13 protein-coding genes are annotated in these 14466 nt (G+C 70.5%); 5 read left to right on the top strand and 8 right to left on the bottom strand.

Annotated elements, in window-relative coordinates; translation table 11 throughout:
* The first annotated feature begins 91 nt into the window (after positions 1-91).
* The gene (gene hemB / locus ACN9MM_RS17260) at positions 92-1093 is read left to right on the top strand and encodes a porphobilinogen synthase (RefSeq protein WP_426364459.1); all 1002 of its coding nucleotides are present in this window, start codon (positions 92-94) and stop codon (positions 1091-1093) included.
* Between the two features lie 150 nt (positions 1094-1243).
* The gene (locus tag ACN9MM_RS17255; RefSeq protein ID WP_426368764.1) at positions 1244-1513 is read left to right on the top strand and encodes a DUF1876 domain-containing protein; all 270 of its coding nucleotides are present in this window, start codon (positions 1244-1246) and stop codon (positions 1511-1513) included.
* 55 nt (positions 1514-1568) lie between these two features.
* Here the strand turns inward: ACN9MM_RS17255 and argS are convergent, their stop codons facing one another.
* Entirely contained in the window at positions 1569-3344 is a 1776-nt protein-coding gene (argS, locus tag ACN9MM_RS17250; RefSeq protein WP_426364458.1) for an arginine--tRNA ligase, read from the bottom strand.
* A 173-nt stretch (positions 3345-3517) separates the two neighbouring features.
* Here argS and lysS point away from each other — a divergent pair, with 173 nt between their 5' ends.
* The gene (gene lysS / locus ACN9MM_RS17245) at positions 3518-5242 is read left to right on the top strand and encodes a lysine--tRNA ligase (protein WP_426364457.1); all 1725 of its coding nucleotides are present in this window, start codon (positions 3518-3520) and stop codon (positions 5240-5242) included.
* Positions 5243-5310: 68 nt separating this feature from the next.
* On the opposite strand, the gene ACN9MM_RS17240 is transcribed toward lysS, so the two are convergent.
* From ACN9MM_RS17240 to ACN9MM_RS17225, 4 genes are all read right to left on the bottom strand, one after another.
* Positions 5311-6534, bottom strand: coding sequence for an IS30 family transposase (locus ACN9MM_RS17240; RefSeq protein WP_426363000.1), 1224 nt, complete (start codon positions 6532-6534; stop codon positions 5311-5313).
* A gap of 83 nt (positions 6535-6617) precedes the next feature.
* Positions 6618-7904 (bottom strand): DUF2637 domain-containing protein, encoded by a 1287-nt coding sequence (locus ACN9MM_RS17235; RefSeq protein WP_426364456.1) that lies wholly within the window; start codon positions 7902-7904, stop codon positions 6618-6620.
* Between the two features lie 120 nt (positions 7905-8024).
* Positions 8025-8768, bottom strand: coding sequence for a DUF3558 domain-containing protein (locus tag ACN9MM_RS17230; RefSeq protein WP_426364455.1), 744 nt, complete (start codon positions 8766-8768; stop codon positions 8025-8027).
* 81 nt (positions 8769-8849) lie between these two features.
* Complete coding sequence (locus ACN9MM_RS17225) at positions 8850-9770, bottom strand: DUF3558 domain-containing protein (RefSeq protein WP_426364454.1); 921 nt, start codon at positions 9768-9770, stop codon at positions 8850-8852.
* Between the two features lie 174 nt (positions 9771-9944).
* On the opposite strand from ACN9MM_RS17225, the gene ACN9MM_RS17220 reads away from it, so the two are divergent.
* The gene (locus ACN9MM_RS17220; protein WP_426364453.1) at positions 9945-11138 is read left to right on the top strand and encodes an RtcB family protein; all 1194 of its coding nucleotides are present in this window, start codon (positions 9945-9947) and stop codon (positions 11136-11138) included.
* 110 nt (positions 11139-11248) lie between these two features.
* Here the strand turns inward: ACN9MM_RS17220 and ACN9MM_RS17215 are convergent, their stop codons facing one another.
* Together ACN9MM_RS17215 and ACN9MM_RS17210 are read right to left on the bottom strand one after the other, a co-directional pair.
* Positions 11249-12013, bottom strand: coding sequence for an SDR family NAD(P)-dependent oxidoreductase (locus tag ACN9MM_RS17215; RefSeq protein ID WP_426364452.1), 765 nt, complete (start codon positions 12011-12013; stop codon positions 11249-11251).
* 65 nt (positions 12014-12078) lie between these two features.
* Complete coding sequence (locus ACN9MM_RS17210; RefSeq protein ID WP_190105480.1) at positions 12079-12414, bottom strand: YnfA family protein; 336 nt, start codon at positions 12412-12414, stop codon at positions 12079-12081.
* A 75-nt stretch (positions 12415-12489) separates the two neighbouring features.
* Here ACN9MM_RS17210 and ACN9MM_RS17205 point away from each other — a divergent pair, with 75 nt between their 5' ends.
* Positions 12490-12972: a hypothetical protein gene (locus tag ACN9MM_RS17205; protein ID WP_426364451.1), complete on the top strand. Its 483-nt coding sequence runs from the start codon at positions 12490-12492 to the stop codon at positions 12970-12972.
* 22 nt (positions 12973-12994) lie between these two features.
* Here ACN9MM_RS17205 and ACN9MM_RS17200 read toward each other — a convergent pair whose 3' ends face one another.
* Positions 12995-14410, bottom strand: a complete 1416-nt coding sequence (locus ACN9MM_RS17200) for an FAD-dependent oxidoreductase (RefSeq protein ID WP_426364450.1) — start codon at positions 14408-14410, stop codon at positions 12995-12997.
* Between the last annotated feature and the right edge of the window lie 56 nt (positions 14411-14466).

The following is a 14466-nucleotide window of genomic DNA, read 5'->3' as shown; positions in this document are numbered from 1 at the left end:
GCCGCGCGTTTCGGATCGGTGGGGGCGCGTGGGCCGTATGCCCACAAGGTGTCTGTAAGGGCATGGGGTGGGCGGGCGTAGCCTCGGATTCATGAACTCGTACGGATCCTTTCCCGGGGCCCGCCCGCGGCGGCTGCGGACGACGCCTGCCATGCGCCGGATGGTGGCCGAGACGCGGCTGCATCCCGCCGACCTGATCCTGCCTGCGTTCGTGCGCGAGGGGATCACCGAGCCCGTGCCGATCCAGGCCATGCCCGGCGTCGTCCAGCACACGCGGGACACGCTGCGGAAGGCCGCCGTGGAGGCGCTGGAGGCCGGGGTCTCCGGGATCATGCTCTTCGGCGTGCCCGAGGACGCCAAGAAGGACGCCGCCGGGACCGCCGGGACCGACCCGGACGGGATCCTGCAGGTCGCCATCCGGGACGTGAAGGCCGAGGTCGGCGACGACCTCGTCATCATGTCTGACCTGTGCCTCGACGAGTTCACCGACCACGGCCACTGCGGCGTCCTGGACGCCGACGGCCGCGTCGACAACGACGCCACGCTGGAACGTTACGCCGAGATGGCCCAGGTCCAGGCCGACGCCGGCGTCCACGTCGTCGGCCCCTCCGGGATGATGGACGGGCAGGTCGGGGTCGTCCGGGACGCCCTGGACACCATCGGCAAGGAGGACGTGTCGATCCTCGCGTACACCGCGAAGTACTCCTCCGCCTTCTACGGCCCCTTCCGCGAGGCCGTCGGCTCCTCCCTCAAGGGCGACCGCAAGACCTACCAGCAGGATCCCGCCAACCTCCGCGAGTCCCTGCGCGAGCTCGCGCTCGACCTGGAGGAGGGCGCCGACATGGTGATGGTGAAGCCCGCCGGGCCCTACCTGGACGTGCTCGCCAAGGTCGCCGAATCGGTCGACGTGCCCGTCGCCGCCTACCAGATCAGCGGCGAGTACTCGATGGTCGAGGCCGCCGCCGAGAAGGGCTGGATCGACCGCGACAAGGCGATCCTGGAGACCCTCACCGGCATCCGCCGCGCGGGCGCCCACATGATCCTCACCTACTGGGCCACCGAGGTCGCCCAGAACCTGTCCGCGGGACGCTAGTCCCACCGGAGGCTCCACACCGGAAGCTCCACACCGGGCGGGAAGGTACGGGGCGCCACGGACGACGGCCCGGGGCGAGTGGTGGGGGCGCACCGTACGGCGCACCCTGGAGAGGTAGCCGACAGGTCCTCGGTGGAGGTGGTCCTCATGATGAACACGCTTGTCGGATGGCATGTGGAGATGGAGTTCCAGGAGGAGGGTGACCGGACGCGGGCCGCGGCCATGGTCCGGCTCACCGACGGCACCGAGTTCCGGGCACACGGCAACGCGAACCGGCACCCCTCCGACCCGGACCAGCTGCGCGTGGGCGAGGAGATCGCCGGTGCGCGTGCCCTGATGGACCTCGCCTCGCAGCTGCTGCAGAAGGCCCACAAGGAGATCGACGAGGTGTCCGGCCGGACCTCGCACGCCATCCGCTGACACGACGGAGCCCCCGGCACGACGATCCGTACCGGGGGCTCCGAAGCTTCGGGGCTCAGAGGCGCTCGGGCGTCCGGATGCCGAGCAGAGCCATGCCCTGGTGCAGCGTGCGGGCGGTCAGCTCGCACAGGAAGAGCCGGTTCTCCGCGACCTCCTGCGCCGGTGCCGGCTTGATGACCGGGCACTGGTCGTAGAACGTCGTGTACAGCGAGGCCAGCTGGTACAGGTACGCCGCCAGCTTGTGCGGGGCGTACTCGGCCGCCGTCTCCTGGATCAGCTCGCCGAAGGAGTCCAGGTGGAGGCCGAGGGCGCGCTCCGCCGGGGCCAGCTCCAGCTCCGGGTGGGCGACGGGCGTGCGGTCCCCCGCCTTGCCGAAGATCGACCTGATGCGCGCGTACGCGTACTGGAGGTACACGGACGTGTCGCCGTTCAGCGACACCATCTGGTCCAGGTCGAACTTGTAGTCGCGCGCCGCGGACGTCGAAAGGTCGGCGTACTTCACCGCGCCGATGCCGACGTACTGGCCGTTCTCGACGATCTCGGCCTCGGTCAGGCCCACCTTCTCGGCCTTCTCGCGGACGACCGTCGTCGCCCGGTCCACCGCCTCGTCCAGCAGATCCACCAGCCGGACCGTCTCGCCCTCACGGGTCTTGAACGGCTTGCCGTCCTTGCCCAGGACCGTGCCGAAGGCCAGCTGGACGGCCTTCACCTCGTCGTTCAGCCAGCCCGCCCGGCGGGCCGTCTCGAAGACCATCTTGAAGTGCAGCGACTGACGGGCGTCCACCACGTACAGCAGGGACGTCGCCTTCAGGTTCTGCACCCGGTCACGGATCGCGGACAGGTCCGTCGCCGCGTAGCCGAAGCCGCCGTCGGACTTCTGGACGATCAGCGGCGTCGGGTTGCCGTCCGGGCCCTTCACGTCGTCGAAGAACACGCACAGCGCACCCTCGGAGCGGACGGCGACGCCCGACTCCTCCAGGATCCGGCAGGTCTCCACCAGCATGTCGTTGTACCCGGACTCGCCGACGACGTCGCCGTCCCGGATGTCCATGTCCAGCTTGTCGAAGACGGAGTAGAAGTAGATCTTCGACTCGTCGACGAACCGCTGCCACAGGGCCAGGGTCTCCTCGTCGCCGGCCTGGAGGTCCACGACCCGGGCACGCGCCCGCGTCTTGAACTCCTCGTCGGAGTCGAACAGCGCACGCGAGGCCTTGTAGAGACGGTTCAGGTTCGACATGGCCTCCTCGCCGGAGACCTCGCCGCCGTCCTCGGCCTTGTGGTCCAGCTCGTGCGGGTGCTCGATCAGGAACTGGATCAGCATGCCGAACTGGGTGCCCCAGTCGCCGATGTGGTGCCGCCGGACCACCGTCTCACCGGTGAACTCCAGGATCTCGACCATCGCCGCGCCGATCACCGCGGACCGCAGGTGACCGACGTGCATCTCCTTCGCCACGTTCGGCTGCGCGTAGTCGATGACCGTCGTGCCCGCCGACTCGTTGAACGGCACGCCGAGACGCGCGTCCGCCGCACGGGCCGCGAGGGTGTCGATGATCGCCGCGTCCGTCACCGTGATGTTCAGGAAGCCGGGGCCCGAGACCTCGATCTCCTTCAGGACGTCGTTGGCCGGGATCGCCTCGACGACCTTCGTCGCCAGCTCACGCGGATTGCCCTTGAGCTGCTTGGCCAGCGCCAGGATGCCGTTGGCCTGGAAGTCGGCCCGGTCGCTTCGTCGCAGCAGCGGGTCGGCGGACGCGGCGTCCGGCAGAGCTGCCGAGAGGCCGTCCGCGAGGCGCTGCTGCACGGTAGAAGCGAGGGAAGGGACCGAGGCCATGAGCTTCCGTTCCTGTTGAGTTCGTCAGGTCTAATTCGCTTGTCAAGTGTCCCATGGGAGCGCAACGTGATTTCCCCGCCTGTGGACAACCTCGGAGAGTGTCGTTCCGTCTGGGAGAATGGTTGTCGCAGGGCTGTCAGGCAGAACCTCTCAGGAAGAAGGACGTACCGACCGTGGCTCAGAGCAGCACCGAGACCGACTGGGTCTCCCGTTTCGCGGACGAGGTCATCGCCGAGTCGGAGCGACGTGCGCCTGGCAAACCGGTCGTCGTCGCCTCCGGCCTCTCCCCGTCCGGCCCGATCCACCTCGGCAACCTCCGCGAGGTCATGACCCCGCACCTGGTCGCCGACGAGATCCGCCGCCGGGGGTACGAGGTCAGGCACCTCATCTCCTGGGACGACTACGACCGCTACCGCAAGGTGCCGAACGGCATCGAGGGCATCGACGCGTCCTGGGCCGAGCACATCGGCAAGCCGCTGACCTCCGTCCCGGCCCCCGCCGGCTCGCCCCACCCCAACTGGGCCGAGCACTTCAAGGCCGCCATGGTCGAGTCGCTCGCCGAGCTGGGCGTCGAGTACGACCCGATCAGCCAGACCGAGCAGTACACCGCCGGCGCCTACCGCGAGCAGATCCTGCACGCGATGAAGCACCGCGGCGACATCGACGCCATCCTCGACCAGTACCGGACGAAGAAGGCGCCGAAGAAGCAGTCGCAGAAGCCCGTCGACGAGGCCGAGCTCGAAGCCGAGGAGGGCTCCGGCGCCGCCGGCGAGGACGACGGCTCCGGCGGCACCTCCGGCTACTTCCCGTACAAGCCCTACTGCGGGCAGTGCGAGAAGGACCTGACGGCCGTCACCTCGTACGACGACGAGACCACCGAGCTCGCCTACACCTGCACGAACTGCGGCTTCGCCGAGACCGTCAAGCTCAGCGAGTTCAACCGCGGCAAGCTGGTCTGGAAGGTCGACTGGCCCATGCGCTGGGCCTACGAGGGCGTCATCTTCGAGCCCTCCGGCGTCGACCACTCCTCGCCCGGCTCCTCCTTCGTCGTCGGCGGCCAGATCGTCCGCGAGATCTTCGACGGCGTCCAGCCCATCGGCCCCATGTACGCCTTCGTCGGCATCAGCGGCATGGCCAAGATGTCCTCCTCGCGCGGCGGCGTGCCCACCGCCGCCGACGCGCTGAAGATCATGGAAGCCCCGCTGCTGCGCTGGCTGTACGCCCGCCGCAGGCCGAACCAGTCCTTCAAGATCGCCTTCGACCAGGAGATCCAGCGGCTCTACGACGAGTGGGACAAGCTGGAGGCCAAGGTCGCCGACGGCACCGTCCTGCCGGCCGACGCCGCCGCCCACTCCCGCGCCGCCCGCACCGCCGCCGGCGAGCTGCCGCGCACCCCGCGCCCGCTCCCGTACCGCACGCTCGCCTCGGTCATGGACATCACCGCCGGCCACGACGAGCAGACCCTGCGGATCCTCACCGAACTCGACCCCGAGAACCCGGTGACCGCCCTCGACGAGGTCCGGCCCCGCCTCGACCGCGCCGAGAACTGGATCACCAACCAGGTCCCCGCCGACCAGCGCACCATCGTCCGCGCCGAGCCCGACACCGAGCTCCTCGGCTCCCTCGACGACGAGGGCCGCGAGTCGCTCCGCCTGCTCCTGGAGGGCCTCGACACCCACTGGTCGCTCGACGGGCTCACCACCCTCGTCTACGGCGTCCCGAAGATCATGGCGGGCCTCGACCCCGAGGCCAAGCCGACACCGGAGCTGAAGCTCGCGCAGCGCGCGTTCTTCGCCCTGCTCTACAAGCTCCTCGTCAGCCGCGAGACCGGCCCCCGCCTCCCCACCCTGCTGCTCGCGGTGGGTGCGGAGCGGGTACGCAAGCTGCTCGGGGCCTGACCCGACGCGAAAGGGCCGCCACCCGGATCGGCGGTTTCTAGCGGTCGTTGCAACACGTGGTTGGTTGTCTAGGCCGCGAGCAGTTTATGCAGGCGCTCGGCTGGGGTTTCCCAGCCGAGCGTTTTGCGTGGGCGCCGGTTGAGCTGGTCTGCGACGGCGACGAGGTGTTCGGGGGTGTGGACGGACAGGTCGGTGCCCTTGGGGAAGTACTGCCGCAGCAGGCCGTTGGTGTTCTCGTTCGAGCCTCGCTGCCAGGGGCTGGCGGGGTCGCAGAAGTAGACCGGGATGTCGGTGACGAGCGTGAACTCGTGGTGGCGGGCCATCTCGCTGCCCTGGTCCCAGGTCAGGGACCGCGCGAGATGGGAGGGCAGGGTCTGGGCGGTGGCCGCCAGGGCGCCCAGGACGGCGTCGGCTCCGTGGTCGTTCGGCAGGTGCAGGAGCATCACGTAGCGGGTCGCGCGCTCCACGAGGGTGCCGATCGCGGACTTGCCGTCCTTGCCGATGATCAGGTCGCCCTCCCAGTGGCCGGGCACGGCCCGGTCATCCGCCTCGGCCGGACGATCGCTGATCATGACCATCGGGGTGGTGAAGCGGGGCTGGCGGCTGTTGGCCTGCCGCTGGGGCCTGCGGCGGGCCCGCCCGGAGCGCAGGGCGCCGGCGAGCTCACGCCGCAACTGTCCCCGGCCCTGGACGTAGAGCGCCTGGTAGACGGTCTCGTGGACCACGTGCATCTCCGGCCGGTCGGGGAACTTCTGCCGCAGAGCCTGGCATATCTGTTCCGGGCTCCACTTCTCGTCCAGCATCGCCTGGACGGCGTCCCGCAGCTCGCGGTTGCGGAGGATCTTGCGGGGTTTGGGGCGGGGCCGGCGGGAATCGGCGCGGGCCTGGGCCGCGTGCGGCCGGTAGTGCCAGCGGCCGCGGGTCCCCTCGGTCCGGTTGCGGCGGATCTCCCGGCTGACCGTGGACGGACTGCGGCCCAGCTCGGCGGCGATCGCCCGCACCGTGGCCTTCTCCCGCAGCCGGTCCGCGATATGGATCCGCTCGTCCTCACGCAGATACCGGGAAGCACGGGAAGGCGGCGCCACCATGCGCATCGGTGGTGCCGCCTTCTGCCGCCGGTCGGCGCTGCGGCCGTTGAGCCACTTCCGGCCGGTCCGTGCATCGATGCCGACGATCCGGCATGCCTCGGCGTTGCTGTGTCCCTGCTGCATGAGCCGGGAGTATGCCTCTCGCTCCCGGCTCAGCTTCACAGGTCCCTGGGCCGTCCGGATCTTGCGGATCTCGAAGTTCATCGCATCCCCTGAACTGGGGTGTTGCAACGACTCCTAGAACCCAAGATCCGGGTGGCGGCCCTTTCCTCTGCGTTCTTCCGTCCCTACGGGGTGTCCACGTCAGCCCTCGCCTGCTGCACCCGCTCCTGCGCCGCGGGCACCGTCTGCCGCAGCAGCTCGATCTCGGACTCGGGGAACTCCGGGAGCCCGTACTGCTCGGCCACCAGACGCGCCAGCTCGGCCTCGGCCGGGAACCGCTCGTGCTCGAGCACGTACGACCCCATGACCTTGTAGACGACGTCCTCGAAGTCGTCCGCCCGCGGCTCCGGCTGCTCCACGTACTCCGGGTACTCCACGAACTCCTCCGGACCCGCCGGAGGAACGTCCTCCGGCCCCTGCGGCACCGGGACCGGCATGGGCTCCAGGCCCTCCACGATCTGCGGGTTGTAGCTGCCCTCGTACGACTCCGGAGACACCTGCGAGGCGTCGAACCAGTGACTCTCGTGATTCACCGGCCTCGCCACGGCCCCGGGCGCCACGGAAGCCACCGGAGCCTGCGCCTGGGTCACCTGGTTCGCCTGGTTCGGCACCTGCGCCTGCGGCTGCCCCGGAATCTGCCCCGCGACCTGCGCCGGCAGCGCCGCCGGCTGGACCTGCGCCGGCGCGACCGGCTGCGCCACGGGCTCCGGAGGAAGCACCGCCGGCTCGATCCCCGCAGCCGCCATCCCCGCCGCCGCCGTCTCCGCCAGCGGCACCCCGTACCGCGCGAGCCGCAGCGGCATCAGCGCCTCCACCGGCGCCTTCCGCCGCCAGCCCCGTCCGAAGCGCGCCTGCAGCCGGGCCTGATAGATCAGCCGCTCCTGCTCCAGCTTGATGACCTGCTCGTACGACCGGAGCTCCCACAGCTTCATCCGCCGCCACAACCGGAACGTCGGCACCGGCGAGAGCAGCCAGCGCGTGATCCGGACGCCCTCCATGTGCTTGTCCGCCGTGATGTCCGCGATCCGGCCCACCGCGTGCCGCGCGGCCTCCACGGCCACCACGAACAGCACCGGGATCACCGCGTGCATACCCACGCCCAGCGGGTCCGGCCACGCCGCCGCACCGTTGAACGCGATCGTCGCCGCCGTCAGCACCCACGCCGTCTGACGCAACAGCGGGAACGGAATCCGCAGCCACGTCAGCAACAGGTCCAGAGCGAGCAGCACACAGATGCCCGCGTCGATGCCGATCGGGAAGAAGTACGAGAAGGTGCCGAAGCCCTTCTGCAGGGCGAGCTCGCGCACGGCGGCGTACGAACCCGCGAAACCGATCCCCGCGATGATCAGCGCACCGCCGATGACGAGGCCGATGAGTATTCGGTGTGTGCGTGTCAGCTGCATCGCGGCCACCCGCGATCCCCTCCCGTCATTGGACATCCGGCGCGCACAGAGTGGCACATGCGCACGGAGCCCGGCCCTCGGGGGAGGGACGGGCTCCGCGCGAAAGTGCCACTCCGCGCTGGTTTGTGACTACTTGTTGGCCGCCGCGACCGCCGCGACGGCCTCCTTGACCGCCTTGACCGCACCGCTCGTCACGGTCTTCTCCGACGGAGTCTCCGCACCCGCGTAACCGGCACCGTTGTACGACAGCAGCACCAGCACGTTCCCCGTACGCGCCACGATCGACGTGTACACGAAGTCCTCGTCCGTCTTGCGCAGCTGGTACGTGACCGTCTTCGCCTCGTCGCCGATGCCCGTCGCCGAGACCGTCTTCAGCTTCTTCGCGCCCGGAGTCTCCTCGATCTTGGCGAGCTCCTTCGCCAGGTTCTCGTGCGCGCGGTCCTGACCGCTGCCGAGCGCCGGGTCGGAGTCGTACCGGTAGAAGGACACGTCCAGCCAGCGGTACTGCGAGCCCTTCACGCCCTTGTCCTCGAGACCGTTCCACGAGCAGCCGCCACGGCTGGTCAGGTCGCTCGACGCGGCCGGCGTCCCGTTCTTCGTCTTCGCCTTGGGCACCAGGGACGCCGTCGTCTTCGCGGTGACCGACTTGCACACCTCGGGCAGCTTCGCGAACCTCGCCGGGTCGACCGTCTTCGTCGACTGCGACGGCGAAGGGGTCGCGGACGCCGACGCGACCGTCTTGTCCTGCCCCTGCCCCTCCTTCTTCCCGGAGTCGCCGGAGTCGGAGGAGCAGCCCGCGGCGACGAGCATCACCGGGACGGCGGCGCAGGCGAGTATGCGGGTGAGTCGCGTTCGCGGAGCAGATCGCTGCATGGTTCCTTCAGTCGCTTGTCGGCCACGAGTACGCCGACACGTTACGTGGTCGCCGTCCGCTCACGGAGCGGATGCGCCCCGCTACTCCTCCAGCCGCTCGGCGAGCTGCCGGGCCAGATTCCGGGCCTTTTCCTGCAGTTCCGCGCTGTCGGGGGCATCGACGGAACCCGTGGTCTGCTCCCAGTAGGACACGGTCACGATGACGTTCGATGTGCGGAACACCACGCTGACGGCACGCTGATGACCGTTCGCACCGACCGCACCGAGAACGTCGTCGACGTACGCGATGTCCCCGAGGCCTTCGAGGACACGCGGCTCCAGACCCGTCGTGGTCGGGGTCGGCGTCGCGGGCGGGGTGGCCGTGCCGGAGGGGGCTCCCGTCGCCGGGGCCTTGCCCGCGAGGGGAGCCGTCGCGGCCGGCGAACCGGTGGCGGAGGGCGCTCCCGACGCCGCTCCCGTGGGGGTGCCCGTGGCGGTATCCGTGGGGGTGCCCGTGGGCGAGGTCGTGGGCGGGGCCGTGGGCGGCACCGGGATGCCCGCCGCGAGCTGCTTGCGGACGTACACCTCCTGCGCCCGGTCGTCGTCGCTGACCGCCGCGTCGTACGACACGACCCGCTCGATGTCGAGGGAGAGCCGGTGCGAGGTGTCCGGGGTGTCGGCCTTCCACGTGCAGCCGACACGCCGGTCGGTGTCGTACGTGACGGCCGCGGTGCCCCGGTACGCCTTGTCGCGCTCCGGGTCGGGCAGCGCGGCGGCGCCCGGCAGCAGGTCCTTGAGGGTGGCCGGCGGGACGGCGCCGCAGGGCTCGAAGAGGGTGCGGTAGCGGCCGGGGGGTGCGACGGTGGTGGCCGGGCCGGCCTTGGCGTCGACCGCGACGTCGTCGGCGGGGGCACCGGCGGAGCAGGCGGTGAGCCCGGCCCCCAGGCCGAGGCCGAGTGCGAGGGCGACGGCGGTGCGAGCCGTGGACCCGGTGCGACCGGGGGCGTACCTCTTTCGCTGCACGGTCCCAGGCTCCCTTCACCCGAAGTCTTTCCCGAAAACTGTTTGCCGCGCGAACCCGGCCGGTGGACACAATGTCTATCGCACACGCAGCCGTTGATGCCGGTCCCCTGTCACCTGTACGGGCTTTGGCTCCGGTTTTTGCGTTATCAGACTTTTCGGGGGAATCGAGGAAGTATGTCGTACGTAGAGGTACCCGGTGCGAAAGTGCCGATCAGGATGTGGGCCGACCCCGCCTCGGTGGAGGGCGGTGCCATGCAGCAGCTGCAGAACGTGGCGACGCTGCCGTGGATCAAGGGCCTGGCCGTGATGCCGGACGTGCATTACGGCAAGGGCGCGACGGTCGGTTCGGTGATCGCGATGCAGGGGGCGGTCTGTCCGGCGGCGGTCGGAGTGGACATCGGCTGCGGGATGTCGGCGGTCAAGACGTCCCTGACCGCGAACGACCTGCCGGGCGACCTGTCCCGACTGCGCTCGAAGATCGAGCAGGCGATCCCGGTGGGCCGCGGCCTGCACCGCGAGGCCGTGGACCCGAAGCGGCTGTACCAGTTCCCCACGGCGGGCTGGGAGGACTTCTGGTCGCGGTTCGACGGGGTGGCGGACGCGGTGAAGTTCCGGCGGGAGCGGGCCGCCCAGCAGATGGGAACCCTTGGCCAAGGGAATCATTTTGTAGAACTTTGTGTCGATGTGTCCGGTTCGGTGTGGCTCATGCTGCACTCCGGGTCCCGGAACATCGGCAAGGAGCTCGCGGAGTACCACATCGGCGAGGCGCGGAAGCTGCCGCACAACCAGGGCCTCGTCGACCGTGACCTGGCGGTGTTCGTCGCCGATACGCCGCAGATGGCGGCCTACCGGCACGACCTGTTCTGGGCGCAGGAATACGCCAAGTACAACCGCGCGATCATGATGGCGCTCTTCCAGGAGGTCGTCCGCAGGGAGTTCCGCAAGGCCAGGGTGACCTTCGAGCCGGTCATCTCCTGCCACCACAACTACGTGGCGGAGGAGCGGTACGAGGGTATGGACATGCTGGTCACCCGGAAGGGCGCGATCCGGGCCGGCTCCGGGGAGTTCGGGATTATCCCCGGCTCGATGGGCACGGGGTCGTACATCGTAAAGGGCCTGGGGAACGCGGCGTCGTTCAACTCCGCCTCGCACGGTGCCGGCCGGAGGATGAGCCGGAGCGAGGCCAAGAGGCGCTTCTCGACGAGGGACCTGGAGGACCAGACGCGGGGCGTGGAGTGCCGCAAGGACTCCGGCGTCGTGGACGAGATCCCGGGCGCCTACAAGCCGATCGAGAAGGTGATCGACCAGCAGCGGGACCTGGTGGAGGTAGTCGCCAAGCTGAAGCAGCTCATCTGCGTGAAGGGCTGAGGACGAAGCGGAACGGGGTGCCGCTGAAGCGACACCCCGTCGTCGGTTCGTGCGCCGGCTACCGGGCGGGCAGGGGTGTCCGGCCGGTACGGAGCCGCCGCTGGAGCACGTCAGAGCTCGCGGTGGACCTTGGTGTTGGAGGCCTGGGCTCGGGGGCGGACGACCAGGAGGTCGATGTTCACGTGCGGGGGGCGGGTGCAGGCCCAGGTGATCGTGTCGGCCACGTCGTCGGCCGTGAGGGGTTCGGCCACGCCCGCGTAGACCTTGGCCGCCTTGTCGGTGTCGCCGCGGAAGCGGGTCGTGGCGAACTCGTCCGTCTTCACCATGCCGGGGGCGATCTCGATGACGCGGACCGGGGTGCCGACGATCTCCAGGCGGAGGGTCTCGGCGAGGACGCGGGCGCCGTTCTTGGCGGCGACGTAGCCGGCGCCGCCCTCGTAGGTGGAGTGGCCCGCGGTGGAGGAGAGGACGACCACCGTGCCGTCACCGCTCGCGGTGAGGGCGGGGAGCAGGGCCTGGGTCATGTGGAGGGTGCCGAGGACGTTGACCTCGTACATCTGGCGCCAGTCCTCGGGGTCGCCGGTGGCGACGGAGTCGGCTCCGAGGGCGCCGCCGGCGTTGTTGACGAGGACGGCGAGGGTGCGGAAGGCGGTGGCGAAGTCGTCGACGGCGGCCCGGTCGGTGACGTCGAGGGCGTAGGCGGTGGCCTGGTGGCCGGATTCGTTGATCTCGGCGGCGAGGGCCTCGATGCGGTCCTTGCGGCGGGCGGTGAGGACCACTCGGTAGCCGGCGGCGGCCAGTTGCCGGGCGGTGGCGGCGCCGATTCCGCTGCTCGCTCCGGTGATGACGGCGATGGGGGTGCCGGCGGCAGTCATGACGTGCTCCTCGCGCGTGTGGTCGATTGCGGGTCGATCGCCCGGTCAGGATAGGCGGGGTGTGGTCAGCGGCCGCGCGGGGCGTACATGATCACGGCCATGCCGGCGAGGCAGACGAGGGCGCCGATGACGTCCCAGCGGTCGGGGCGGTAGCCGTCGGCGGCCATGCCCCAGGCGAGGGAGCCGGCGACGAAGACTCCGCCGTAGGCGGCGAGGACGCGGCCGAACTCGGCGTCGGGCTGGAGGGTGGCCACGAAGCCGTAGACGCCGAGGGCGATGACTCCCGCGCCGATCCAGATCCAGCCGCGGTGTTCGCGGACGCCCTGCCAGACGAGCCAGGCGCCGCCGATCTCGAAGAGGGCGGCGAGGACGAACAGGGCGATGGAGCGGGCGATCGGCATGGGGGCAGCCTGTCATGGGACACGCGGGTTGACAGGTTGTCAGAATATGTGATCGGTTGTGGCTATTTTGTGCCTATGCGTGGATTGCGGAAGGGTGTGCTCGGGGTCGCTCTCGCGGCCGTGGTCGTGACGGGTGCGGGCGGGAGCGCCGGCGCCACGGGGGCGGTGGCCGGGGCCGAGGCGGATCTGTCCCATCACGGGCACGTCTCCCTGTGGGACGGGAGGGTCGGCGTCTGGCTGGTCAGCGAGAACCACGGGCCTTCCGACGTCTCCCAGGCGACGGTCCGGCTGGCCTTCTCCGTGCCGATGGCGGGTGGCCAGGAGCTGCCGCCGGCCTGTCTGTGGAGCAGTGACCGGGTGGTGTCCTGCCGGACGGGCACGCTGCGGGCCGTGGGGGGTGCCGGTGAGCTGGCGCTCGACCTGCGGACCGCGGCCTTTCCGGACGAGATGACGGTCGAGGTCACCACGGCCTGGCGGGACGGGGTGGCCGACCGGAATCCGCGGAACGACCGGCATCGTGTTCTGGTGCTCGCCACGGGCGATCCGTACGTCTTCTGAGTCCGTCCTCCGGGCCTGTCGGTCAGTGCTTCGCCCACTGGACGTATCCGTCCGGGCGGACCAGGACCACCGCCTTCTTCGCCGGGTCCGTCCAGGTGGCCCGGACGAGGTGCTTCGGGGTGACGGGGGCGGTCGCCGGCAGTTCCGGGGTCGCTCCCCGTGGGGCGATGAGGACGAACTCGCCACGGCGGAGCAGCTCGTAGAGCCGTCCTTCGCGCAGGGGGACGTCGGGTGCGCGGCGGCCCGAGGGGCGGCCGGCGTCCGGTGCGGGGGCGTAGGAGATGCCGATGCCGCTGATCATGCCGAGGGCGCGCGCGGAGGCGGGCTTGGCGGCGTCGAGGAAGCGGACGGCGAGGGAGCGGGCCGCGCGGGTGAGCGGGGTGTGGGCCATCGCGAGGCGGACGATCGCGCCGCTGCTGCGGAGCACCATGGCCCCGACGGGGTGGCGCTCGGACTGGTAGCTGTCGAGGAGGGCCTCGGGGTCGGGTGCCTCGCCGCGGAGTGCGGCGGTGAGCTTCCAGGAGAGGTTGGCGGCGTCCTGGAGGCCGGTGTTCATGCCCTGGCCGCCGGCGGGGGAGTGGACGTGGGCGGCGTCTCCGGCGAGGAAGGCGCGGCCGACGCGGTAGGCGGGGGCCTGGCGCTCGTCGCTGTGGAAGCGGGAGATCCAGCGGGGGTCGTGCATGCCGTAGTCGGTGCCGAGGGCGCGGCGGGCGATCTCGCGGACCTCGTCGAGGTCGACGGGCTCGCTGTCGGCGACTTGGCGGGTGCGGGTCCAGCCCATGACCCGGTACCAGCCGTCGCCGAAGGGGGCAAGGAAGGCGAAGGTGTCCCCGGATCCGCTGACGCTGAACGAGTCGGCGGGTTCCTCGGCCAGGCGCACGTCGGCGAGGACGATCGAGCGGATGACGGAGTGGCCGGGGAAGGGCAGTCCGAGGGCGGTGCGGACGGAGCTGCGGACGCCGTCCGTGCCGACCAGGTAGCGGGCGCGGAGGGTGAGGGGGGCGCCGTCGGGGTCGGTGAGCCGTGCGGTGACGCCGTCGGCGTCCTGGTGCAGTCCGGTCAGCTCGGTCCCGTGGCGGAAGGTGACGCCCGCGGTGACCGCCCGGCGCTCCAGGAGGCGCTCGACCTCGTACTGCGGGGTGACGAGCAGGTGGTTGAAGCGGGTGGGCAGCCGGGTCATGTCCAGGTCCAGGCGGCCGAAGAGCCGGGCCGTGGTCAGGGTGGTGCCGGTGGTGAGGAGTTCGTCCGCGAGGCCGCGGGCGTCGAGCTGCTCCAGGGTGCGGGCGTGGACGCCGAAGGCGCGGGTCATGTTGCCGAGGCCGGCCGGGCGGCGCTCGACGAGGGTGACGTCGATGCCGGCGGTGGCGAGGTCTCCGGCGAGCAGTAGGCCGGTGGGGCCCGCGCCGATGACGAGTACGTCCGTGTCGGTGGTGCTCATGGCTGCCTCCAGGGTGCCCACAACCGTTTGCCAACAGGCGTTGGTCAACGCTTGTT

The organism is Streptomyces sp. E-08, assembly GCF_049913095.1.
Lineage (GTDB): Bacteria > Actinomycetota > Actinomycetes > Streptomycetales > Streptomycetaceae > Streptomyces.
Note: the sequence above shows the minus strand (reverse complement) of the source record. Positions and strands in the feature narration are given on the sequence as shown.

Excerpts from the sequence above, each read along its gene's own strand:
- hemB (WP_426364459.1), top strand. The coding sequence starts at position 92 with ATGAACTCGTACGGATCCTTTCCCGGGGCCCGCCCGCGGCGGCTGCGG.
- ACN9MM_RS17255 (WP_426368764.1), top strand. The coding sequence starts at position 1,244 with ATGAACACGCTTGTCGGATGGCATGTGGAGATGGAGTTCCAGGAGGAG.
- argS (WP_426364458.1), bottom strand. The coding sequence starts at position 3,344 with ATGGCCTCGGTCCCTTCCCTCGCTTCTACCGTGCAGCAGCGCCTCGCG.
- ACN9MM_RS17240 (WP_426363000.1), bottom strand. The coding sequence starts at position 6,534 with ATGAACTTCGAGATCCGCAAGATCCGGACGGCCCAGGGACCTGTGAAG.
- ACN9MM_RS17230 (WP_426364455.1), bottom strand. The coding sequence starts at position 8,768 with ATGCAGCGATCTGCTCCGCGAACGCGACTCACCCGCATACTCGCCTGC.
- ACN9MM_RS17220 (WP_426364453.1), top strand. The coding sequence starts at position 9,945 with ATGTCGTACGTAGAGGTACCCGGTGCGAAAGTGCCGATCAGGATGTGG.
- ACN9MM_RS17215 (WP_426364452.1), bottom strand. The coding sequence starts at position 12,013 with ATGACTGCCGCCGGCACCCCCATCGCCGTCATCACCGGAGCGAGCAGC.
- ACN9MM_RS17210 (WP_190105480.1), bottom strand. The coding sequence starts at position 12,414 with ATGCCGATCGCCCGCTCCATCGCCCTGTTCGTCCTCGCCGCCCTCTTC.
- ACN9MM_RS17205 (WP_426364451.1), top strand. The coding sequence starts at position 12,490 with ATGCGTGGATTGCGGAAGGGTGTGCTCGGGGTCGCTCTCGCGGCCGTG.
- ACN9MM_RS17200 (WP_426364450.1), bottom strand. The coding sequence starts at position 14,410 with ATGAGCACCACCGACACGGACGTACTCGTCATCGGCGCGGGCCCCACC.